Origin of the sequence: Listeria aquatica (assembly GCF_014223975.1) — a bacterium.
GTDB lineage: Bacteria > Bacillota > Bacilli > Lactobacillales > Listeriaceae > Listeria > Listeria aquatica.
This window is the reverse complement of record NZ_JAARRM010000001.1, coordinates 267809-289572: the sequence shown is the minus strand read 5'-3', so window position 1 is coordinate 289572 and position 21764 is coordinate 267809. Positions and strand designations below refer to the sequence as shown.

The 21764-nt window shown below is 38.5% G+C and carries 20 protein-coding genes; 2 read left to right on the top strand and 18 right to left on the bottom strand.

Annotated features, from left to right (window positions below):
• Positions 1–98: 98 nt before the first annotated feature.
• From coaA to abc-f, 4 genes are all read right to left on the bottom strand, one after another.
• Positions 99–1019, bottom strand: coding sequence for a type I pantothenate kinase (coaA, locus tag HB912_RS01450; protein ID WP_185371893.1), 921 nt, complete (start codon positions 1017–1019; stop codon positions 99–101).
• Positions 1020–1110: 91 nt separating this feature from the next.
• Positions 1111–1950, bottom strand: a complete 840-nt coding sequence (locus tag HB912_RS01445; protein WP_185371892.1) for a TIGR03943 family putative permease subunit — start codon at positions 1948–1950, stop codon at positions 1111–1113.
• Positions 1951–1966: 16 nt separating this feature from the next.
• The gene (locus HB912_RS01440) at positions 1967–3043 is read right to left on the bottom strand and encodes a permease (protein WP_185371891.1); all 1077 of its coding nucleotides are present in this window, start codon (positions 3041–3043) and stop codon (positions 1967–1969) included.
• 173 nt (positions 3044–3216) lie between these two features.
• Complete coding sequence (gene abc-f, locus HB912_RS01435) at positions 3217–4812, bottom strand: ribosomal protection-like ABC-F family protein (protein ID WP_185371890.1); 1596 nt, start codon at positions 4810–4812, stop codon at positions 3217–3219.
• Between the two features lie 417 nt (positions 4813–5229).
• Here abc-f and HB912_RS13250 point away from each other — a divergent pair, with 417 nt between their 5' ends.
• Complete coding sequence (locus tag HB912_RS13250) at positions 5230–5343, top strand: type I toxin-antitoxin system Fst family toxin (RefSeq protein WP_342354351.1); 114 nt, start codon at positions 5230–5232, stop codon at positions 5341–5343.
• Between the two features lie 148 nt (positions 5344–5491).
• Here HB912_RS13250 and HB912_RS01425 read toward each other — a convergent pair whose 3' ends face one another.
• The 6 genes from HB912_RS01425 to HB912_RS01400 form a co-directional block, all read right to left on the bottom strand.
• Positions 5492–6952: an NAD-dependent succinate-semialdehyde dehydrogenase gene (locus HB912_RS01425; RefSeq protein ID WP_185371888.1), complete on the bottom strand. Its 1461-nt coding sequence runs from the start codon at positions 6950–6952 to the stop codon at positions 5492–5494.
• Positions 6953–7010: 58 nt separating this feature from the next.
• Entirely contained in the window at positions 7011–7430 is a 420-nt protein-coding gene (locus HB912_RS01420; protein WP_185371887.1) for a GNAT family N-acetyltransferase, read from the bottom strand.
• Between the two features lie 59 nt (positions 7431–7489).
• Complete coding sequence (locus HB912_RS01415) at positions 7490–8311, bottom strand: formate/nitrite transporter family protein (protein WP_185371886.1); 822 nt, start codon at positions 8309–8311, stop codon at positions 7490–7492.
• Between the two features lie 92 nt (positions 8312–8403).
• Positions 8404–9162: a flavodoxin family protein gene (locus HB912_RS01410; RefSeq protein WP_185371885.1), complete on the bottom strand. Its 759-nt coding sequence runs from the start codon at positions 9160–9162 to the stop codon at positions 8404–8406.
• A gap of 71 nt (positions 9163–9233) precedes the next feature.
• Positions 9234–10301, bottom strand: a complete 1068-nt coding sequence (locus HB912_RS01405; protein ID WP_185371884.1) for a DUF5808 domain-containing protein — start codon at positions 10299–10301, stop codon at positions 9234–9236.
• The gene (locus tag HB912_RS01400) at positions 10298–10702 is read right to left on the bottom strand and encodes a GntR family transcriptional regulator (RefSeq protein WP_185371883.1); all 405 of its coding nucleotides are present in this window, start codon (positions 10700–10702) and stop codon (positions 10298–10300) included. The genes HB912_RS01405 and HB912_RS01400 overlap by 4 nt, the downstream gene beginning before the upstream one ends.
• Before the next feature lie 121 nt (positions 10703–10823).
• On the opposite strand from HB912_RS01400, the gene HB912_RS01395 reads away from it, so the two are divergent.
• Positions 10824–12002, top strand: a complete 1179-nt coding sequence (locus tag HB912_RS01395; protein WP_185371882.1) for an AI-2E family transporter — start codon at positions 10824–10826, stop codon at positions 12000–12002.
• A 26-nt stretch (positions 12003–12028) separates the two neighbouring features.
• On the opposite strand, the gene HB912_RS01390 is transcribed toward HB912_RS01395, so the two are convergent.
• The 8 genes from HB912_RS01390 to HB912_RS13160 all read right to left on the bottom strand — a co-directional run bounded on the left by HB912_RS01390 (position 12029) and on the right by HB912_RS13160 (position 21756).
• Entirely contained in the window at positions 12029–12703 is a 675-nt protein-coding gene (locus HB912_RS01390) for a histidine phosphatase family protein (protein WP_036072131.1), read from the bottom strand.
• Positions 12704–12765: 62 nt separating this feature from the next.
• Complete coding sequence (gene gorA, locus HB912_RS01385; RefSeq protein WP_185371881.1) at positions 12766–14115, bottom strand: glutathione-disulfide reductase; 1350 nt, start codon at positions 14113–14115, stop codon at positions 12766–12768.
• Between the two features lie 103 nt (positions 14116–14218).
• Positions 14219–15718, bottom strand: a complete 1500-nt coding sequence (yjeM, locus tag HB912_RS01380; protein ID WP_185371880.1) for a glutamate/gamma-aminobutyrate family transporter YjeM — start codon at positions 15716–15718, stop codon at positions 14219–14221.
• 221 nt (positions 15719–15939) lie between these two features.
• Positions 15940–16446, bottom strand: coding sequence for a dual specificity protein phosphatase family protein (locus HB912_RS01375; protein WP_185372822.1), 507 nt, complete (start codon positions 16444–16446; stop codon positions 15940–15942).
• A gap of 59 nt (positions 16447–16505) precedes the next feature.
• The gene (locus HB912_RS01370) at positions 16506–17603 is read right to left on the bottom strand and encodes an FtsW/RodA/SpoVE family cell cycle protein (protein WP_185371879.1); all 1098 of its coding nucleotides are present in this window, start codon (positions 17601–17603) and stop codon (positions 16506–16508) included.
• 175 nt (positions 17604–17778) lie between these two features.
• Positions 17779–19164: a lytic polysaccharide monooxygenase gene (locus HB912_RS01365; RefSeq protein WP_185371878.1), complete on the bottom strand. Its 1386-nt coding sequence runs from the start codon at positions 19162–19164 to the stop codon at positions 17779–17781.
• A gap of 283 nt (positions 19165–19447) precedes the next feature.
• Positions 19448–20347 carry a hypothetical protein gene (locus HB912_RS01360; protein ID WP_185371877.1) on the bottom strand — a complete coding sequence of 300 codons (900 nt, stop codon included), beginning with the start codon at positions 20345–20347 and terminating at the stop codon, positions 19448–19450.
• A gap of 938 nt (positions 20348–21285) precedes the next feature.
• The gene (locus tag HB912_RS13160) at positions 21286–21756 is read right to left on the bottom strand and encodes a DUF6270 domain-containing protein (RefSeq protein ID WP_244964404.1); all 471 of its coding nucleotides are present in this window, start codon (positions 21754–21756) and stop codon (positions 21286–21288) included.
• Between the last annotated feature and the right edge of the window lie 8 nt (positions 21757–21764).

Sequence of the window (21764 nt, the reverse complement as noted above, 5' to 3'; positions counted from 1 at the left end):
TCTTTCACTCCTTTAGAATAAAATGAGTGAGTACTCACTTACATCTTAAAAGAAAAGTAGCTTCTTGTAAAGCAAAAACCATTTCGAAATCGAAATGGTTACCGCCGCAAGTAAACATCACTGATCAAATGGTTGCTCCCTTTATAAAGAAGCAAATCAGCTCGATATTTAGTGTGCTCAATATTTTCTTTTAAATTTGGGCCATTAATCGTGTCCCATACTTCACGTGCGTAAATATCTGCTTTTTGATCACTGTAGTCACTATATTTGTGGAAATAGGAACTTTCATCTTGAAAGGCAGTTTCACGAAGCATGAAGAAACGTTCTAAGTACCAACGCTTGATATCTTCTTCTGCAGCGTCTAAGTAAATCGAGAAGTCAAAAAAATCACTTGGAAAAAAGATTTGATCCGAATCTGCTTGTAGTACGTTGATGCCTTCCACTATCACAATGTCTGGGTTCGCTAGCTTCCGCGTATCTCGTAATACATCATAAGTGAGATGCGAATAAAGCGGAACTTCCATATTTTTTTTATTATTTTTCAAATCAATCAGAAAATCCATAAATTTTTTCTTGTCATAGCTTTCCGGGAAGCCTTTCTTATTCATAATGCCACGCTTTTCAAGCTCAGCATTAGGATATAAAAAGCCATCTGTTGTGACCAGTTCCACTTCACGCGTTTTCGAAAACCAGCGATCAAGCATCAGCTTTAAAACACGTGCTGTAGTGCTTTTCCCAACCGCTACACTTCCTGCAAGCGCGATAATAAATGGCGGGCGGTCTTCTTTTTTCTTCAGATATTCCATTTTTTCGCCATGAATAAAAATAGCCTCATGATATTGAATCGCAAGTAATTTAACTAGTGGCAAATAAATTTCAGCAATATCAGAAAGTGAAATATGGTCATTTAACCCGCGAATTTGTTCAAGCTCTTCTTGCGTCAATATTTGGTCTTTGCTAATTTCAAGTTCCCGCCAGTTTTCACGCGGAAAGTGATAATACTGCTTGTATTCGTTCATGTCTTAAGCCGTCCTTTTTCCTTTTGGGTAGCGTGTGAAACCATTTACTGAATAAGCATACCCTAAGCCGCTTCAATCTGCAAGAGCAAACCTAGTATTTTCGGTAAACATAGACATCTTTCGGTTTATCAATTTGGCGATAATTAGAAACTTCAAGTGAAGGAATTTTCATCTTAAAGGGCGCATAATATTCTTCTGTAATTGTGCCCGATACAGACAGCCAAGTATCATTTTTATAACTAGCTTTCTCCGGCATATTCACGAGCATCCCAAACACACCAGAATCAGCAACGCAATGAATAATTCCAAACCTAAATAAAAACAAGTGAGCATCCTTTAAAACCGGGTCATTGTATACGAATCCCGTAAAACGCATTTCACGTCCTGTAAATTCACCAGGATAGTTGTACAAAATTTCCATGGTCATTAAGTAATTGCTGTCGTCTACAACAATCGGATTTTGCTTCAACAGTTCTTTTTTCTCACGCTCCATCATTTTTTCATAATCAGATTTCCCAAAATAACCGCTCGTGTCGGGACGTAAAAATTGATTTTGTGCATACGGGTCATCCCCTGCTGCATTATTTTTAGGAAAATGGAACCCTTTCGCACTAACGATTGTCGAATCAAGTGTCGCAATTGGAAACATGAATCCCGCAATAAGCGGATAAGTGAGCAAGCCATAAACTAAAAGCTTCTTCCAAATTGTATTTTCACCACTGTGTGAGTGCCCCAAATGATCATGCTCTTCTACTTTGTCTTCATCACGAAAAACGATAATCAACTGAATAAGAGCTAAAAGAAAAGCGGCTATCATCGCTGAAAAGGACAAGTAGGAATATTTCATATTAATATATTTACTAATTTCTCCAGAAATGTGGAGGTACATTAAATAAAAACCAAAGCCAAATAAAATAAAGGCACGTAACATTCTTTTTCCCTCCTGTCTAAATAAGAATCGAATAAAGAAAGACAACGACTGTTACACTCACAACGATAAAGAGTACAAACTTCGCTTTAAAAGAAGCAAGCATCATCATCAGATTTTTAATGTCAAGCATTGGTCCAAAAACAAGAAAAGCGACGATCGATTGTGTTGAAAATAGGCTCCGGAATGAAGCCCCGATAAACGCATCTGCTTCTGAACAAAGAGAAAGAATAAAGGCCAGAACCATCATAAGTAAAATCGACAAAACCGGGCCATGACCAATCGACATTAAAGTAGAAGTTTTAATATATGTTTGCATAGCAGAAGCAATTAGTGCTCCAAAAACTAAGTATTTTCCTACCGAAAAAAATTCATCCACGGCATGTTTAGCCGTATGCCAAATTTTATCCATAAACGAAAGATCTGTGTGGCTATGCTCATGTTGATGCGAGACTTCTTGATGTGAGTGCTCGTGAGTAGGAAACACTTCCGCACTGCCAAGACCATTTCCAGCCCCTTCAATTTTTTCCACATTCATTTTTTCAGGTAGCACCGGTTTCACTGAAAGATCAACCCCAGCCGTCTGTAAAGCAAGGCTCCCTGATTTGACTGTTTTCTCACTAGCATTAGTAGAAGTAAGCAACTTTTCCTTTAAGCCTTCTCCTTTATAGAAAAAAGCAATTAAATTACCGACGACAAGAGCCACAACAAGACTTCCAACTACCCGTAAAATCGGGATTTCCCAATTGCTCCCAAAAGCTACATAAGTCGAGAAAAGAACAACTGGATTTATAATAGGTGCCGTTAACATAAATGCAATACCTGCATGAAGCGGTACACCCTTTTTAAGTAAGTTACGTACAATCGGGACAATACCGCATTCACACGACGGAAAAAGCACACCGATAAAAGAACCGACAACAACTGCCCAAAATCGATTTTTCGGAATCACACGTGCAATAAACTTCTCGGAAACATACATTTGAATGAAGCTAGCAATGAAAACTCCAATTAACACAAACGGCAGTGCTTCAATCAAAATAGAAATAAAAATCGTGTTCATTTGCAAAAAAGAGTCTGGTAAATGATTGAACAAAAAAAGAACCTTCTTTCCTTCCAAATCTTCGTTTATTCTATCTCTCTTCCTGCAAGAAATCAAGTTTCACCTCTATCTAAAAAAGCATCAACCCGTGGGTTGACGCTTTTTTACGAAGCCAAATTTCGCTAAGATAAGCCAGATTCAGCCTAATCATTTTAGATCACTACAAATTAATTTCCCTTTAGTTCTCGAAGTTTGCGACTATTTTCAAGATAAGCTTGATCGAGACTAGCCTTCTCCGCTGCGCTAAGCTTAGGGTCACCAAGCTTTGCAGCAATCTCTGAAAGTCTAAGTTCGACAAGCAAGCTGTCCTCTTCCACAACTTGATCTGCAGACTCCTTTTCCGCTGCAACTTGTTGCATGGATTTTCGCTCTAGCTTCATTTTACCCTTTTCAATTTGAAGGACCTCAAGTGCCGTATTTCGAACAAAAGCCGTGTCATGCGAAACAAACAGTACAGCACCTTCAAAAGTTGAAATCAATCCTTCAAGCGCCTCTAAAGCCGTAATATCCAAGTAATTCGTTGGTTCATCTAGAACTAAAAAGTTCGCATCGCTCAAAAGAATCATCGCCAGATAAAGCTTAACCCGCTCGCCACCTGATAAAACCGAGATGCTTTTCTTTAAATCGGCCTGCTGAAAGTGCAAGCTACCAAGTACATCCATCGCCATTTGCTTGTCGTGAGCATTCACCTGATTAATATTTTCAAGCATCGTTTTATCCATATCTAGACCTTGCAAACCCTGATCGAAATAAGCGATTCTTGTGCTTCCCAAAATCCGGATAGGCGCCTCATCGTTTAACAGCCGCTTTAAAAAAGTCGTTTTCCCCGAAGCATTTTGGCCGACTAACGCCATTTTATCTCCGATCTTTATTGAAAAAGGTTCGATTTCAAATAATTTCTTTTCAGGAAAGCCGATTTCTCCTTTTTGAACTTGTACAAGAGTCGTTTCAGGTTTTAATTTGCGAGACTCAGGGAGCGTGATTTTAACTGATTTAGAGATGAAAGGTTTATCAACATCTGGAAGACGCTCTAATCGTTTTTGCGTGGCTTTAATCGTTTTGTGCTGACTTTTCTGTTGCGTGCCTTTATACATATTGCCATAAGCGATTTCTTTTCTACTCATCCCTTTTTTAAGAAGCTTAGATTGACTGGTTTCCATACTCTCAGCAATTTGTTTTCGGTGTGCCATCGCTGCTTGAAGTTTTCGCTTTTCGGCAACATTTTCATCATACGCTTTCTGCTTTTGTTCACGTTGCTTCTTTTTCTTCGCTGCATAGTCCGAATAATTTCCTTTATAAACGGTGATCTCTTCCTGATCTAACTCCCAAATCTCATCAACAACTGCATCTAAAAAATCACGATCATGCGAAATAATGAGTAGAGTTCCTGAAAAACGTTTAAAATCACGGATAACATGTTTCGTGCTTGCCACATCTAGATTCGATGTTGGCTCATCGGCAAAAAGAATCGCCGGTCGCTCTTGTAAAACGCGCTGAACTTCCTTGCGCGTTTTTTCTCCTCCACTTAATCGCTCAATTTCAGCGGGAATTTGTTTGATCATTCCTACTGTTCCGCTCCGCTTCACACTTCCAGTAGTCGCCTCACGCTTTCCTATTAAGATTTCAAGTAAGGTCGTTTTTCCCGTACCATTTTGTCCAATAATTCCAATTTTAGCATTCGGTTTAACCCGTAATTCTGGAATCACAAATAAATTTCTCGCTCCAATTTCCATTGTCAAATCATGAATTTCTATACTAAACATAAAAAAACCTCCTTATCCATTTTCGGATAGGAGTACACAAAAAAACATTAATTCTGCTAGATGTTAATAAGCAAAATAAACATACTGATCCTGTCCGAAAAAAATGGTTTTGCACACTTGCATTCATTTTTTCTTTGTCAAACAGGATTAGAATTTCATTGGCCTAAAAAAACACCTCTTTCATTTATTAGTAATAGTATACCAAAAAGATATTCTTTTTGGCAAGTTTCAAATAATCAAATCATTTCTTTATCACTTGCCTAATAAAAATATTTTGGTGCAAGCTGAAACGATTTCTAGTCAAAAAATGGAATTTCAAGCTTCAAAAGCTGCCTAAAAACGTTGGCACACCAAGACTTCAAACATGTTATACTAAAGAAGTCGTCTATCCCAATTGCAAAACTCTGCAGATGGGAGGTGCTACAATTGATTCTTCTTTTTTCCAGTGTTATTGCCCCAATCCTTGTTGGCATTTGCTTATCGCTTTTCAAGTACTGGCTAGAAACAAGGGGGAATAACAAACGGAAGTAGACGACAAGTTCTAGCCATATAAAAAATCCCGAGATCTTTAGCCCGACTCGGGATTTTTCATATACTACAATCGATTCCTTTTTCCTAAACCTATTATAGCAAAGTTGAGTGGGAAAGTAAACAGCAAAGCGAGAGCCCTATCTACCTCTTATTGACGATATTTCAGTGCCACAAACTTCACGTTAAGGTATTCTTCTATTCCAAAATGACCATTTTCACGTCCGAATCCTGAATGTTTCACACCACCAAAGGGTGTTTCTGGATGCGAGATTGCCATGTCATTTACCCCAACCATACCGTATTCAAGTGCATTACTGATTTCCTCTACTCGTTCCAGATTTTCTGTATAGAAATAAGAAGCTAGTCCAAATTCGCTATCATTAGCCAATTTGACAACTTCGTCATCAGCAACAAAGGAAATAATCGGAATAACTGGTCCGAAGGTTTCTTCATGAAAGATTCGCATCTGTTCTGTAACACCTGTTAAAACAGTCGGAGCAAAGAAATTCCCTTGATCGTAACCTTCACCAAGAAGCCTTTCTCCACCAAGCAAAATATCAGCGCCTTTTTCGGCCGCATCTTTTAGTTGCCGATCAATTTTTCGAATCGCATCTTCACGAATTAGTGGCCCAGCATTAACTCCTTCTTGTAGTCCATTTCCAACTTTCAACTTTTGTACACGCTCAAGCACAAGTTTTATAAATTCTTGTTCCACTTCTTTTGCGACAAAAATCCGGTTTGGTGAAACACAAACTTGACCGTTATTCCGGAATTTTGCAGCAACAAGCCCATCTGCCGCGCTCACAAGATTAGCATCGGAAAACACGATGAAGGGCGCATGCCCGCCTAGCTCAAGCGAAATCTTCTTCAAGGTTTCCCCAGATTCTTGATACAATTTTTGTCCAACTGCTGTTGAGCCAGTAAACGTCAATTTGCGGACAGCATCGCTTGTTGTTAGAGCTTCTCCGATTTCAGAAGAGTTTCCAAGTAGTAAATTCACGACGCCTCTAGGAAAACCAGCTTCTTCGAAAATTTCAAAGAGCGCGAGTGCTGAAAGTGGCGTTTCGCTAGAAGGTTTCAAAATCACTGTGTTTCCAGCAGCAAGAGCTGGAGCAAGCTTTCGAGTCGCCATCCCCATTGGAAAATTCCACGGCGTAATGGCTGCAACAACCCCAATAGGTTCTTTTTTTACAATGTAAACACGTTTATTAGGCGCGGGAATCGTTTCCCCGTAAATTCGCCTTGCTTCTTCCGCATTAAAACGAAAATTTTCAGCTCCGGTCAAAATTTCTGCTTTTGCCTCTGCAACTGGTTTTCCTTGCTCGATTGTCATGATTTTAGCCAGCCTATCCGCATTTTCTTCTAACAAACACGCAACACGATGCAAAAGTTCCACCCGATCGCGCAATTCCATCTCACGCCATTTAGGAAAAGCCTTTTGTGCCGCTTCAATCGCTCGCTTTGTATCTTCCATTTCTGCTTGTGCCACCTGTGCAATTATTTCTCCTGTTGCAGGATTATCGACTGCCTTTGTTTTCTGCAACGAACCGTCCTGCCAGTTCCCGTCAATGAAAAGCTGCGTCTTTACTTTGGGTAGTTCAGTATTCAATGTTATCACTCCTAAAAAGTTTTGACACTTCTCTTTTCCACAAATTTCTGTTTCTTAATCATCCTAAACGCTTCACTAAGTAAAAACGAGTCACCCCCGGTTGCATGAAGTCTTTCAACTCGCCAAAGATTTCAAACCCATTTTTTTCGTAAAAAAGAGGCGCCTGATAACTCATTGTTTCCAAATGAATTTGCGTACACTGATTTTGTTTCGCATAGTCTTCTGCTTGTTTTAATAAGGTTTTGCCTATGCCTCTCCCTTTTTTTGCTGGATCCACCGCAAGTAGCGAAATATGCGCTGTATTCCATAAAATTTCCCCTGTAATTCCACCCGTATACTCCCCGCCTTCATAACTAGCAAAGGAAAAGTATTCTTTTTGATAGGGAAATAGCGCTTCTTTTAAACTAGCCATATGGGCATCAAGCATCTCAATTAACCGTTCTTGATTAATCGTCAAATCTATTTCGCGAATATCCATCTTCATTTCCCCCTTAATAAAAAAGGGTGAACCAGACACGTCTCGTTCACCTTTTCCATTTATTCACCAGAAGTTACCGGTTCTTGTACGTTCTCCTCCTTGACTTTAGCTGATGGAGTCGTTCGTTTATAAGCTAAAAAGTAAAATAAACTTACAAAAATAGCTCCGCCCACCGTGTTTCCGAGATAAACAGGAAGTACATTCATCCAAAAATCCATCCAGCTGTAGCTTCCAGCAAAAATGGCAGCTGGAATAATAAACATGTTAGCGACAACGTGCTGGAATCCAATAGCTACAAAAGCCATAACGGGGAACCAAATGCCCCAAATTTTCCCAGCAAAATCTTTGGCGGCGTAAGATAACCAAACCGCAATCCCAACAAACCAGTTACAGCCAATTCCTGAAACAAAAGCTACCCAAAATGGATCTTTAATTTTAGCGCCTGCTGTTGCTACTGTTTTTGCCAAAAAGTCACCTTCTGTTAATCCGACAAAATGACCAAAAAAGTAAGCTACAAATAAGGCACCTACTAGATTCATAACCGTAACAATCGCAAAATTGCGCAGTAGTTTCATAAACGTTATTTTTCGATCAAACCAAGCAAGCGAGACCGCCATCATATTTCCCGTAATCAGTTCTCCGCCACCTAGTAAAATGCACATCAGTCCAACTGGAAATACAGAAGCCCCGATAAAAGTTGCAAAACTTCCCCATTCATGTGGTGCGGTCCCAATCACGCGAATATAAAGCAAGTAGCCTAGTGAAATGAATGCACCGCCCAAAAAACCTAATACGGTGAGCGCAAGCGCATTTGAATTCGCTTTTTGAATTCCTTTTTCAATCGTTACGTCTGTGACTTCTTGAGGCGTATAATAAGACATTCTTTCCCCTTCTTCCTAATTGTTAACTTCATCACAAAAATGCGCTTTCATTATAGCACACCAAGCGCGCGTTCACAATACAAAATCGCATTTTAGCGCCGCTTATGATTATGAATCGTGACAAGCCGTAGCATCCCGGCAAGAAATAAGAAAAAGATGATCACAAATACTAAATAATTAATCCAAAATCCTTCGGCTGGAATAAAGTGGACTGCTTGAAGTCCCTTTTGAATCCCCATAACAATCAGTGTTGACACAGCAAGCATACCAAATAGCTGTAAATAGCGTTTCAATGTAAATCCTCCTCTTTCCACCCGTTCTACAAGTTTTTTCCCTAGGGCTGTTGCTTCTTCGCGTTTCTTTGCAGGAACTTCTTCCATTTGAAAAGTCCCCGTTAAAACAATTTCACCTGCTCGGTGCATCCCTGCTTGTGACATCACCGTATCAATTTGATTAAATGTCGCATCGGTAATTCCTGAAAGCGTATTTTCAAAAGCGCCTTTATAGCATGAAGTAATCGATACATAACTTTTCCCTTTAAATAAATGAGGAATATTTTCTCCTTTGCTCGTAAGGTGCACAAAGTAATCACGTAAATGGTCGAAAAATTGCTTCATACTTCCACTTACATTCCCAAAATAAGTAGGGGTTGCAAAAATCATACAATCTGCTTGTTTTAATTTTTTGCCCAATTGACGAACTTCATCTTGCTTCGTTGGATCAAACGTCTCTTCCAACACGATAAGACTTGTTTCAGCACCAGCAAGCTCTGCGCCTCGCAAAACTTCATCAAGTAGCTGCGCTGTTAGCCCTTTTTGATTCTGTGTTCCAAGGATTCCAATAATTTTCATTTTATTCCCTTCCTTTTGCCGATTCTACTTGTATTTTACCTTGTTCGTAAGCTTTTTCACAATCAAAAACCTTAAGAAAAGAAAAATTGCTTGATTCCTGCTAAAGCGAGCACAACAAATAAAATAATCCAGACAATCGGCCGTCCTAAATTAACCGTCCAGCCAATTCCAAACCTTTTTTCGACAAATAAAGCCGAATCTGAACGATTGAAATAAAATATCCCTAGTTTCCAGTAGCGATCATCTTTTTGTACAATTTTCCGCTCGCGCCTGATCCCCATCACTTTAAGTCGGCTCCCACCTTGACCAATAAAAAAAGTCATCCATAAAAGGCAAGCGGGAAGGAGTAGCCATAGCAATCTCGATACCACTTGCACGGCTGACGAGCTCCAGTCTAGTAAGAAGGAGCACTGTAAAAATCCGAAAAACAAAACGGTTAAAAGACTTGCTCCGAACATAATCTTGCTATAAAGACGTCTAGACCTTTTCATACGTTCTAGTGAGATCTCGGGATCATCTTGGTCAATGATTCGTTTACTTTTTTGAATCGTAGCATGGAGTCCGAGAAAAGTGAGGATCGCCAAAAGTTGGGAACCTAGCCATATTGAGGCACTAAATGGCGTTTTTGCTTTTTCAGTTTCAAAAATACCGTTTAACTTCCAGTAGGCAGGAAGCTTTGCAGGCGCTTGTTCATAAAATATGATTGTCAAAAAAACCGTCAGTAAAAAGAACAAAAAAGGAATCAAATAATACCATCCTGAGATAACCCATTTATGCTGACTCCCAGATGCTTCCACAATAACCATAGCTTGTTCCTGCAAATTTCCTTCCACAATTTGTTGCTTTTTAAAGATTTTAGTTCGGAAATGATAAACTAAATATATGCCAAAACTACAAGCTGTATAAAAAAGTAGCAAACTGGAAAACCATGAAAAAATGAAACTAACTAGAAATAGGGCTATAGCTAGCAACCCCATTAAGAAAGCATACTGTCTTTTCCATTTAAGAATTTGCTTTGCCCCACTTAATTTTGTTCCCACATTGATCCCAAAACTTTCTGAACTTCTTGTCACAAAAGGGACGGAACTTAAGATTGCAGCTAGTAAACCTAAGCTAAAAGTAAAAGTTAAGAAACTCATCTTGCCTCTTTCCCTTGTTTATCTGCTTGGAGCTCGTGGTAAAGTAATTTACATTCTTGCATAAACGACTGTTCAGAAACAGAACGGGCGATCGCTTCGGCGACTATCGGACGCAATTTCTGGTTTAATGCATGCAAATAAGTAGCATCTGCTACCTGAACCCCTTCTAAAGGGATGGATACGCCTTGCTTGCGATGGATTTCAATAAGTCCTTCTCGTGCAAGCAACTGGTAAGCTTTATTCACGGTATGGAAATTAATGCCAATGTCTGCTGCAAGACTTCGTACAGATGGAAGTTTTTCACCAGGAGAAAACTCACCTTTTGCAATTCCTTCAATAACCTGGTTGCGAATTTGCATATAAATCGGTTCTTCTGCCTCTAAGTTAATTTGAAGTAACATCGCATAACACCTTCTTTCTTGTTATAACAAACATATAACAGTTCAAAAAAGAAGTCAATTTGAAATAGCCAAACCCCTTAAATCATGCTAAACTAGAATAAAAATGGGAAGGGAGAATGGAATGAAAAATTCACGTTTTCGTGAGAGTAAACTATTCTTTTGGACAATCGAAATTCTGGCAATCGTAGCAATCGTCTTTTTACTCTTACAAATGAAATACATATTCTCACCAATTGGGGTGATTATTTCAACATTATTCTTGCCAATCTTAGTTTCTGGGTTCTTGTTTTACATGTTTAATCCGCTTGTCGAATTTCTTGAAAAGCGAAAAGTTCCACGCGTGCTTGGCATTATTTTAATTTTTATTGTATTTATCGTTTTATTCACACTTGCAGTTATTCAAATGGGTCCCCTGCTTGCAGACCAAATCGCTTCTCTTGCAAAGGCACTACCAGGTTACTGGACAGACTTTGAAAAATGGTTTAACGCGCTTGTCAAAGAGTCGCCGTTTAAAAATTTGGACATTCAAGGGGAACTAAGCAAAGCCAATATTTCCATCCCTAAAATCATGAATATCGTCTTAGATGGTGTTTCAACGGGAATTGGTGCTGTAGCAAGCTTTATTACAAGCTTCGTGATGGTGCTTGTCACGGTTCCATTTATTTTGCTTTATATGTTTAAAGATGGACATCGTTTCATGGATTCGGTTGAAAAGTTTTTCCCGAAATTCATCCGTCCAGATGCTAAAAAAATCATTCAAGAAATGAACAAAACACTTTCAACTTATATCAGTTCACAAGCTCTTGATTGTTTAATCGTTGGGATTTTAACATTTATTGGCTATTTAATCATTGGACAGCCTTATGGACTTTTGTTTGCTTTTATCGCCGGAGCAACGAACATTATTCCTTATTTAGGGCCAGTTATCGGCGCTGCACCTGCTGTGTTAGTTGCGCTGTTCACTTCGCCTCTTCAGGCGCTGCTTGTGATTATCGTAGTCGTGATCGTGCAACAGTTAGATGGAAACGTCATGCAACCCCTAATTATGGGACGCTCGCTCAAGATTCACCCGTTAACAATTATTGTGATTTTGCTTGTGGCAGGAAATCTAGCGGGTTTACTGGGAATGGTGCTCGGCGTACCGCTTTATGCGGTCGTAAAAACCATCATTGTCAATGTTGTTAAACTCATTCAGCTACGGCGTGATGGAAAAAAACACCTAGGTGATGACGATGATGATGGTAATACCAGTTCAAGTCCACCCGCTGATGCTAAACCAGAAACCGAATCAAGCAAATAAAAAAGTAGGGCAACTGCCCTACTTTTTTATTCTGCCGTAAAATGTGAAATATCATTTAACCGTTCTACTTTAAACAGTCCTTTTTCATAAACAAGAACGGTTACACTTGCATTGTCGAGAACGAAACTTTCCGTAATGGATGGTTCAAGTTCATGTACAATGTTTCGAATGGTATTCCCGTGTGCGACAATCAAAATATTACCACCTGTATCACGATGCCGATTGATCACATGTAAAAAACCTTGCTCAACACGCGTCCAAAACGTCATAAAATCTTCTGCATCACCTGTTGGATCCGCTTTTTTCGTGGCATTCATCATGCCTCTCACATCTTCATGCGCAAAAAAATCTTCCTGCGAAGCATATCCGTTCGCCCGCGCAATTTCATTCCAAGCTACATCACTTTTCTCGCCTTCAAATGATCCAAAAAAAGTTTCCCGAAATTCTTTGCGTGGTTCAAGTTGAAGTCCAAAGCCGTGTTTGTTTTCATGGAGTAAAATTTCTGCTGTAGCAATCGTCCGGTGTAAATCACTGCTATAAGCCGCCACAAATTCCGTATCCGAAAGACCACGTCCACTTTCTCGAACCTTGTTACTTCCTTCTGGTGTTAGTGGCGTATCTGCCCAGCCTTGCATCCTCAAATTCTTATTTAAATACGTTTGACCGTGTCTCACAAAATAAAGAGCTAACTTTTCTGGCATAATATCCCTCCTCCATTTTTCTTTCTATTCTTCATTTTTCCCTCTGCATAAAGGAATAAACGCTAGCGCATCGTCACAAATTCTTCTGCGCTTGTTGGATGGATTGCAACTGTGTTATCAAAGTCCGCTTTTGTTGCACCCATTTTAATGGCAACTGCAAAACCTTGTAACAACTCATCCATCCCTGTTCCGATTCCGTGTAAGCCAACGATTCGTTCATTTTTCCCTTCACAAATAAGCTTCATTCGTGACGGCTCACGGTGTTCTGTTATGACCGTATACATCGAGGTAAAAGAAGATTGATAAACTTTGATATCTTTTTCCCCGTATTTCTGAATCGCTTCTGGTTCAGTAAGACCAATTGTGCCAATGGGTGGATGACTGAATACAACCGTTGGAATCAAGTCATAATCAAGATGCTCATCAAGTTTACCATTAAAGAGTCGTTCAGAAAGTCTTCTTCCAGCTGCAATCGCAACAGGGGTTAATTCCACATGGCCAGTTACATCGCCAATGGCATATATACCTGGAACATTTGTGTTTTGGTATTTATCCACTTCGATGAATCCAGATTCCGTAAGCTTAACCCCAGTGTTTTCAAGCGCTAGTGTGTCTGTAACGGGTTTCCGTCCAATCGCCCAAATAACTTTATCAACGGTTTGTGTTCGTCCGTCTTCTAGTTCAAGCGTCAAACTGCCATCTTCATTTTTCACAATTTCTTTTGGAACTGCATGCGTATGAAGTTTAGGACCATTTTTTTCCATTAGTTCCACAAGTGTTTCTGAAATCATCGGATCAAACGAACGAAGAGGAGCGTGTTTTCTCACAAAAAGATGGGTTTCCGTTCCAAATGCATTTAAAATGCCAGCAAGTTCAACAGCGATGTAACCTGCACCGACAACAGCAACACGTTTTGGCAATTCTTTCATTGCGAAAAAGCCATTAGAATCGATACCATATTCAGCACCTTTGACATCTGGGATCGCAGGTTTTCCACCAGTCGCAATTAAAATGTGATCAGCTGTATAGCGCTCCCCGTTTACTTCAATCGTTTTAGCATCTACAAAGTGAGCATACCCTCGAAGAACGTCTACGTGATTGCTATCAAGCCCTTGTTTGTAAAGGCCGTGCAAACGATCAATATATTTTTCACGATTTGAAACTAGAGTTCCAAAATCAAACGAGACTTCCCCTGTTAAGCCATAAGCGGGACCTAGTTTTTCTATGCCTTCTTTAATATCTGCCCCGTACCACATTACTTTTTTAGGTACACAGCCTACATTCACACAAGTTCCACCAAGATGAACTGGTTCCACAAGTGCGACTTTTTTTCCGTACATGCCAGCTCGGTTAGAAGAAGCAATTCCCCCGCTTCCGCCACCAATGGCAATATAATCATAATGCTTACTCATTGTAAAATCCTCCAATCAAAGCCTCTCATAGTTTAAGTTTACTAGAAATTCAAAAAAACGAGAAGGAAAAAGCCTCCAAGCATGAGCTTGGAGGCTTTTTTCTTTATTTCGCGCGGCGTTTGCGCAAATCATAATTCTCATAAATTAGAATAGCAAGAATCGAGAACACAACAGGTCCTGCGATCATCCAAATGGTATCATTCCAATTCCCATTTGTAATGACTGGTTGGATAATCGTAAATACGTTCGCAAAGCCAACTACGACTGCGATAATAGCTGTGATCAGATAGGCACTCCACTTCGTCTTATAAGCGACAAACGGTCGTTCAAGGCCTTCCCGGTTTTTAAAGAATGGGAAAGCGAACGATAAGAATAAATAAGGAAGCGTCATCGAGACATTCGCCATCAGCGTCAGTTTATTGTAGAAGGCAGAGGCATTGCTTCCGCCAAAAGAAGCAATCAAAATAATGACAACAACGATAAGACACTGGATCCACATTGCAAACTCTGGCATTCCTGCCTTGTTGATCTTAGTCATTCGTTTTGGCCAAAGTTCTTTCGGTGTTCCTTGAATAATTGATTTAAGTGGTGAATAGATCAATGTGAAAAATGCACCTGTATAAGCAAGGAACATAGAGAGCCCCGTGATTCGCGCAAAAACAGAGGCAATGGTTTGTGCGGTTTCAGTAGAAGCGTGAAAGGCATTCCCGAGCTCAAGTCCTAGGTTATACATTAACACATAGGTGATGTTTCCAAGGTTAGTGGTTTCACCAGCAAGTACTTTCATCCAGTTTGTACTCACACCCCACATTAGAATTCCGATCGCGTAACCGACCGAAATAACGACAGCCGCGATCATGATTCCTTTTGGAAAAGTCTTTTTCGGATTTTTGGTTTGGTCAACGAGTCCTGCAACAGCTTCTGTTCCCCCATATGCAAAAATCGCAAATACACAGAAACTCAAAATGGAAATTGGACTCAAGTAGTTTGGATTCGGTGAAACAAGAAAATCTTTTACGCCGTCTATATTTTGTTGGAACGCTCCACCATTTAAAACAAGAATGATTGCACTAACAAGAATTAAAACAACATTGAGCCCCATAACGGCAAAGCCACCGATGGTTGTAACTTTCGTAATTTGTCGAAGACCTTTTGATGCAAAGAAAGTCACAACAACCATCCAAAGGACACCTAAAATACCGATCGTTTGTGTTGGAGTAAGCGACAGGATCGTCCATTCCTGTGTTTTATCCGTTCCAAAAAGGAAGGTTGAAAACGGAATCCACACCTTGGAAGCAATTCCTACCATCCAAATAATATACGAAGTGAACCACATGAAAGTGACGATAAACGCATAACGCGGTCCGACACTGTCATTCATCCACGAATAGATGCCTCCCTGTTCTTTCCGATAAGCGGAACCATATTCGGCCATCATAAGCGCGAATGGGATAAAGAACAGCACAGCGGCTGCAATGTACCATGGAATTGCGCTATAACCCATCAAATAAAAGCCAACTGGCCCATTCGCAAAGCCAAATACGGAAGTGAAGATCATTAAGATTAGGCTAAATAACCCCATTTTTTTAACTTCATTTGTCATAAACTCATTCCTCATTTCAAGAGTAGTCGTTCTCTCTTATTTTAACTTGTGAACTACTTTGGACGATTTTCCCCCACGTCATTATACCACCAAAAATCCAAAATCCTTTTTAAAAGAACAATCTTAATAGCACGCAAACTCAGATATGCGCGATTTATCTAAAAACAGTATTTTTTTACAAAAAAAGAAAAACCTCCAAAATAAATTTGGAGGTTGTTTTATTAAATTTCTGGCAAATATTTTTCCCCACGCATAATGGCAAGAATCCGCGGATTGGGCAAATAGCGCTTAATTTCTCTTAGCTTCCGCAAGGTATCTTTGTCATGATAGTGTTCCGCAATTCCCATCGCAACGGCACTACTCCGACTGATTCCCGCATTGCAATGAACTACAATTTGACCATGATCTGGATTCTTGTCAATAAAATCGTAAATGATTTCAGCATGTCTTTCATTAAACAGCTTCATTTCTTCCTTTTCTATCTGACTGAGTCCCCAGTAGTCATCTGCTTCATTAATATCATTAAAGTGAATTTCCAGAATATCTTGATAAAGTTCAGGGTGTTTGAGTTTTGTAAAGTCTTTTCCCCGGTCCGCAATTCGAATGAGTAAGGCTTGCTCTGTTTTCGGCTCAAAAGATACCGCAATCACTTCGGGCATAGCAATAATTGGCAGTTCAAATGGATCAAAATCAATTGCTCGTTTTTCCTTATTAATATAATTCGCCATACGTGCAAAATCCCTTTCTTGAACTCTCTTCTTCATTTTAACACATCCGGTTAGATTGTCTAATTGGAAGAAAAGCTTTGTGCAGATTCCTTTTCATACTGGCTTATGGCAAGCAGGATGCCGATCGCGATGAAATTTCCAAGCACAGAAGAGCCCCCGTAACTTATGAAAGGAAGTGGAATCCCTGTAAGTGGCATTAATCCGATGGTCATGGCAATATTTTCAAATATGTTAAAGGCAAAGTAGACGGCAAAGCCTGTATAGGCATACACAGAAAATGAATTTTTGGCATCTAGTGCTAACCGGATTAAGACTTGGATAAGGAGCAAGAATACGAAGAGTAGGACACTCACACCGATAAATCCAAATTGATTGGCAATGGTGCTAAAGATCATATCGGTATGACTTTCCGGGATATAAATTTGGCTCGACTGGCCACTTATTCCGCCTGACCCTACAGCGGTCATGGAAAGCCCTACTTGATAAGAAGCGCTCGGGTCACTTGATGGATCCATCCAGCTTAGGATTCTTGCAAATTGATAGGGTTCAATCCCTACTAATTGCAGCCATTCAAGATGATTAAAAATAACATAAAATATCGCACTAAAAACTGTAAAAGCGCTCAGAAGTAAAGCAAAAATCCATTTTCTTGAGGCATTCGCAATGAGTAGTATGGCGAAGAAAGTAACAAAATACACGATCGCACTTCCTAGATCGGGTTCGCGAAAAATGAAGAATAAAATAGGGACAGCCGTCACCATAAGCGCAAGAATCTGCTTGGCTGGTTTTTTCTCGTATCGTACGGCTACGGCGGCAAGCGCCAAAATAAAGAAACTTTTGAGAATTTCTGTTGGTTGGAAGGAGAAACCGAGTAATTTGTACCAGCGGCGTGCTCCGTTCGTTTCAGTCGTAAATGGCAAACCCAGCAGGAGGAGAATAAAAAGCAGATAAATCAGCCACAGCCATTTTCGAATGGATGGAAGCTTCCATTTGGACAAGAAAAAGCAAACAAGGCTCGATACGGCAAAAAACAGAATTTGCTGCAAAAGAAAGTTAGTGGTGTATTGACTGGTTTGTTCTGCGAAATAAATGGCCACACAGCTTGTGACACTTAGAAAAAATAAAAGTTGGAGTAATAATTTTTGATTGGTTGTCAAAGGCTCACGCTTCCTCTCAGGTTCAATTTCGTGTTGTTAAGCGTATAAATTATCCCTTTCTTACTTTAGCACGGCCGTTTAATGCTTCACAATGGGTTTTCACTAAATTTAACTTATTCTTAAACATAAAAAAGAGTTTCTGAAAATTAATTTTCAGAAACTCTTCAAACTTGACTTATTTAAGTTGGAATAGCGCTGGAGCAGCGTCTGGTGCCCAAGTGATGTCTCCGTAGTTTAAATGGCTTTGAAGCACAACGTACTCTTTTCCATTATGCACAACGGTTTCTCCTGCTTCATAAGAAGTTGGACTTGTAAATGAACCAAGTTCCCATTCTCTGCCTGAGATTGGCTCATCTGCTTCTTCTGTTGTTACTTCTAGTTCATTACTTTTTTCTGATTCATTGCCACTTTCATCAATTGCTACTACGTAATAGTTATACGTTGTATTTTCATCTAGACCAGTATCTTCATAGCTAGTTTCAGTTGTTGTATCAATTTTTTCACCATCACGGTAGATAGCATATTCTTTTACGCCAACGTTATCTGATGATGCGCCCCACATTAGGCTAGCGCTGTCTGAAGATACTTCCATCGAGTGCAGATGTCCTGGTGCTGTTGGAGCTTCAGTGTCCTCTTCTGGCATTTCCAATGTGTTTGCAACTAATTTGTCGCTCATTTCGGATTTATTTCCTGCAAAATCAACTGCCTGTACTGTATATTTGTATGCACTATCACTTTGAAGTTCTTTATCTGTATATGAAGTATTACTTGTTGTAGCTACTTCTTCACCATCACGGAAAATTTTGTATTCTTTAATGCCTTTATTATCCGTTGCTGCGTCAAAAGAAAATGTGATCGAATCAATTGTTGCACATGTTTGATTTAAGTTTTGAACTTTTGTTGGCGCTTCTTTATCATCTGCATTATCATCTGGTGTTAGGTTAACGTCGATTGCTTGGTAGAAAGATTTGTCTGTATCTGCAACTTCCCATACAGCTAAAATAACATGGTACCCAGCGCGGTCATTTGGGACATCAACAAAGTGAGTCGGTTTGTTTTCTGATAGCGAACCATCATGTTCTTCTGTATGAATAAGCTCTAAATCATTACGCGTGATTGGTTTACTAGGATCCCAGTCTTTTTTTGTAATAAAATAGTCCCATTTTCTCGTTGGGTGAGTTGCTGTGTAATGCCATGTGAAAGCATTTTCTCCACCAGTCATTTCATTTTTCACCCAAAAGTCAGGTGTTTGTTGGTCTAATTTGTAGTCTCCAAGTACACCATTTGCAGAAGCAATATGCCCATCTTCTGGACCTGCAAATGGGAAGCCTTCGATTCCTTCAACGCCATTCGGTGTATCAATGGCATTACCAAATTTTGCATGGGCTACATCCCAACCCATTTCTTCTTTTAAGAGATTTGCTGTATATGCACGACTTGCTGGCTTTTCCACATATCCGTGTGCAGATGCGTTGTCTCCCCCGAAAATCATAACTCCTGCAACAAAAGCAGTACTAAGTACAGAAAGTGTTGCTAACTTTTTAAAATTTTGTTTTTTCATATTCTTTTCTCCTTCTCTTTTTGAATTAAGTCAGTCTTTTGTGCTGTAAAACGGATTGATCTAGCTTTTTGTCTACTCACCACCTTTCTTGTTAGAACGCTACAAAATTTTCACTTGGCAACGTTTATAGTCTATCCTTAATCTATAGTGAAGAATTGGATAGTAGAAATGAGGTAAAGCTTTCTCTAAATTCTGTTTGATAATCCCTTATTTATTATCAGTATATCGATTTGTGCGAATAGACTTTTTTGTTTGCGCAAAATTTTTAACTGATTTGGCAAAATTAATAAAGGAACACAACGACAATGACCGCGATTGTGTAGCAAATGACCATTAAACAAGTTTTCACCAAGTTATGGGGGCTATTTTTAATTTTTTCTTGATTTAAAATAAGATAGATAAAAATAATATGAAGTGGCATGTGCGCTAGAATTTCACTTAGTCCAAAAATCAAGTTTGTCGCCAAAAAGACTAATGTTAAGATAAAAGAAATTATTTTTCTAAAATAGCCTGTAATTAAAACAAAACCGATGACCATTTCTACAAAAGCCGCGCAAACAACAAAATGTTCTTGGCTAAATCCAAACGTATAAAGGCCATAATGATGCACGATATCTAATGACATATTGCTATAAACTAATTTTTCAGCGGCTACCCATAAAAGAGAAAGACCTGTTAGAATTTCAAGTGGTCGTACTTTTAGTTCATTACGATCTGTAATAAAAGCAAATAATGTAATCATGATGCCAATATAAAACAAATAGTCAATGGAACAATGAATTCCTAATTCAACAACATCCCAAATAAATAATAAAAGAATTGAAAAAAGACCTGTAATTTGTGTTATTTCAGTTGGAATGAAGAGCATGAGGGCAGCGATTCCCATTAGAATATATAAGATTAGGGACCCTCCCACATCTGGAACGAGTACATGCTTTGTAAGCATGCTAATAGCAATTGCTAGTCCTATCCCCACACGAAAAACCGTTTCCCGATTCACTCGCTGAATCGATGAGCCACTTAAAAAAGTAGATTTCGATAGGTAGGGAGTTGCTAAATAAAAGAAAAAGATAAAGATTATGGATAAAATAAAATAAAAGATTGTTGCTGGATTCCAAATTTCCGCCAAACTATTTCTGACGGGTTCTACTGTTGTAAACCATTTTACGTGTCCTAAAACCATTTTTTACTCCTTACTTCCTTATGTTTTTTATTTTTAAATTAACGCGTTACTCTGTAAAAGCGTTTAAGTTTAAAAATAGAACAGCCACTTGTTATAAAAAAAACTAACTTGGCTATTATCATTTAAAGTTATTTTTTATTCTTTTCCACAGACGCAAAAGTCCAATTCATCTAAATAGATTTAAAAGATTGTTTCTAATTTGCACTTTGTATTTGTGAGTTTTCAAGTACATATATGAATCATCAGATCGAACCAAAATATATTCGAGTTCGTTTCATTCGCAAAAAGCATTCCTGTTTGTAAAAATTTTTCTGTTGTTCTAGATATAGTAAAAGAATGATTTACTTTATTAATTTAACTTCCGATTAAAGAGTCTTCACCCACTTCCTAAAAAATTTAAACCTCTTTCACGTATATTTAGTATAAGTTTTGTAAAACAAAAGCAGGTGTTAAATTAGCACTTTTTTTTACTGAATGGGCAAAAAAATCAAATTGCTCATCCAATAAAAATAGAAATAAAATTTCAATAACGATTACAACAAATGAAGTCCTTTTGTTTCAGCGCATGAAAGACTTTGAAGAACAATATAAGCCAAATGCGTATGTTTTGCTGAAGTCCACTAAAAAAGTCTATCAATCAATTAGATATTACTGTTCCGTAATTTCTATCATCTTCAAAAATATCTTTTTATAATATTCAGACTGATAATGCGAAACAGAGTGACCAAATGGATAGGTAGCATCCCCGATGTAACCTGTATCTAACATGTTAATGGTCTTTGCACCTGAAAACTCCTTTAGAAAACAGGAATCTAATTTTCTCCAAAAATTATTATAACTATCTATCTGTTCTAAATTTTGATAATCACATTTCCCTCCCGTTAAATCAAAGTATTGCTTTGTCAGTTCACCTTGGTTTAAGATAATCTGTTCTTCATTTATATATGGAGAAATTTTTTATGAAAAGATTTTATTGCCTCTTGAAATGTCTTCAAAAATAATGTTTCATCCTTATGATCCAAAACAAACTCAAATGACAAATCTTCTTTTATTCTACTTTGTTCAATGATTGGTGATATAGTTACAGCTTGCTCTTGATTGAAAAAGCCAATATTTTTTAGTGCATCAGAATACAAATCAATTATTAAGTAGTCAACCTTTTTTTCCTTGATAGTATCAAATAATTGTTTTTGAAAATCTTCTATTACAAATCTCCTTTTTTCTTTCGGAATGTCCTCATATTGATCAATATCAATCCATTTTTTCTTTGTATTTAAAGCAATTAATGAAGAATGGAATTGTGTGAATGCAACAGAATAATAGTTTTTATAGTCAGGGTTAAAATAATCACTCGAATTTAAAAAATTCCGACTGAAGCAGGTTCCTAAAACTCCCAATTTTTTTACCATCTTCTTTT

Coding starts and splice junctions, on each gene's coding strand:
- HB912_RS01395 (WP_185371882.1), top strand. CDS start 10,824: ATGAAAAATTCACGTTTTCGTGAGAGTAAACTATTCTTTTGGACAATC.
- HB912_RS01410 (WP_185371885.1), bottom strand. CDS start 9,162: ATGAAAATTATTGGAATCCTTGGAACACAGAATCAAAAAGGGCTAACA.
- HB912_RS13160 (WP_244964404.1), bottom strand. CDS start 21,756: ATGGTAAAAAAATTGGGAGTTTTAGGAACCTGCTTCAGTCGGAATTTT.
- HB912_RS01445 (WP_185371892.1), bottom strand. CDS start 1,950: ATGTTACGTGCCTTTATTTTATTTGGCTTTGGTTTTTATTTAATGTAC.
- gorA (WP_185371881.1), bottom strand. CDS start 14,115: ATGAGTAAGCATTATGATTATATTGCCATTGGTGGCGGAAGCGGGGGA.
- HB912_RS01405 (WP_185371884.1), bottom strand. CDS start 10,301: ATGAGTTTCTTAACTTTTACTTTTAGCTTAGGTTTACTAGCTGCAATC.
- HB912_RS01420 (WP_185371887.1), bottom strand. CDS start 7,430: ATGGATATTCGCGAAATAGATTTGACGATTAATCAAGAACGGTTAATT.
- HB912_RS01390 (WP_036072131.1), bottom strand. CDS start 12,703: ATGCCAGAAAAGTTAGCTCTTTATTTTGTGAGACACGGTCAAACGTAT.
- yjeM (WP_185371880.1), bottom strand. CDS start 15,718: ATGACAAATGAAGTTAAAAAAATGGGGTTATTTAGCCTAATCTTAATG.
- HB912_RS01365 (WP_185371878.1), bottom strand. CDS start 19,164: ATGAAAAAACAAAATTTTAAAAAGTTAGCAACACTTTCTGTACTTAGT.
- HB912_RS01375 (WP_185372822.1), bottom strand. CDS start 16,446: ATGGCGAATTATATTAATAAGGAAAAACGAGCAATTGATTTTGATCCA.
- abc-f (WP_185371890.1), bottom strand. CDS start 4,812: ATGTTTAGTATAGAAATTCATGATTTGACAATGGAAATTGGAGCGAGA.
- HB912_RS01400 (WP_185371883.1), bottom strand. CDS start 10,702: ATGTTACTTCAAATTAACTTAGAGGCAGAAGAACCGATTTATATGCAA.
- HB912_RS01415 (WP_185371886.1), bottom strand. CDS start 8,311: ATGTCTTATTATACGCCTCAAGAAGTCACAGACGTAACGATTGAAAAA.
- coaA (WP_185371893.1), bottom strand. CDS start 1,019: ATGAACGAATACAAGCAGTATTATCACTTTCCGCGTGAAAACTGGCGG.
- HB912_RS01360 (WP_185371877.1), bottom strand. CDS start 20,347: ATGGTTTTAGGACACGTAAAATGGTTTACAACAGTAGAACCCGTCAGA.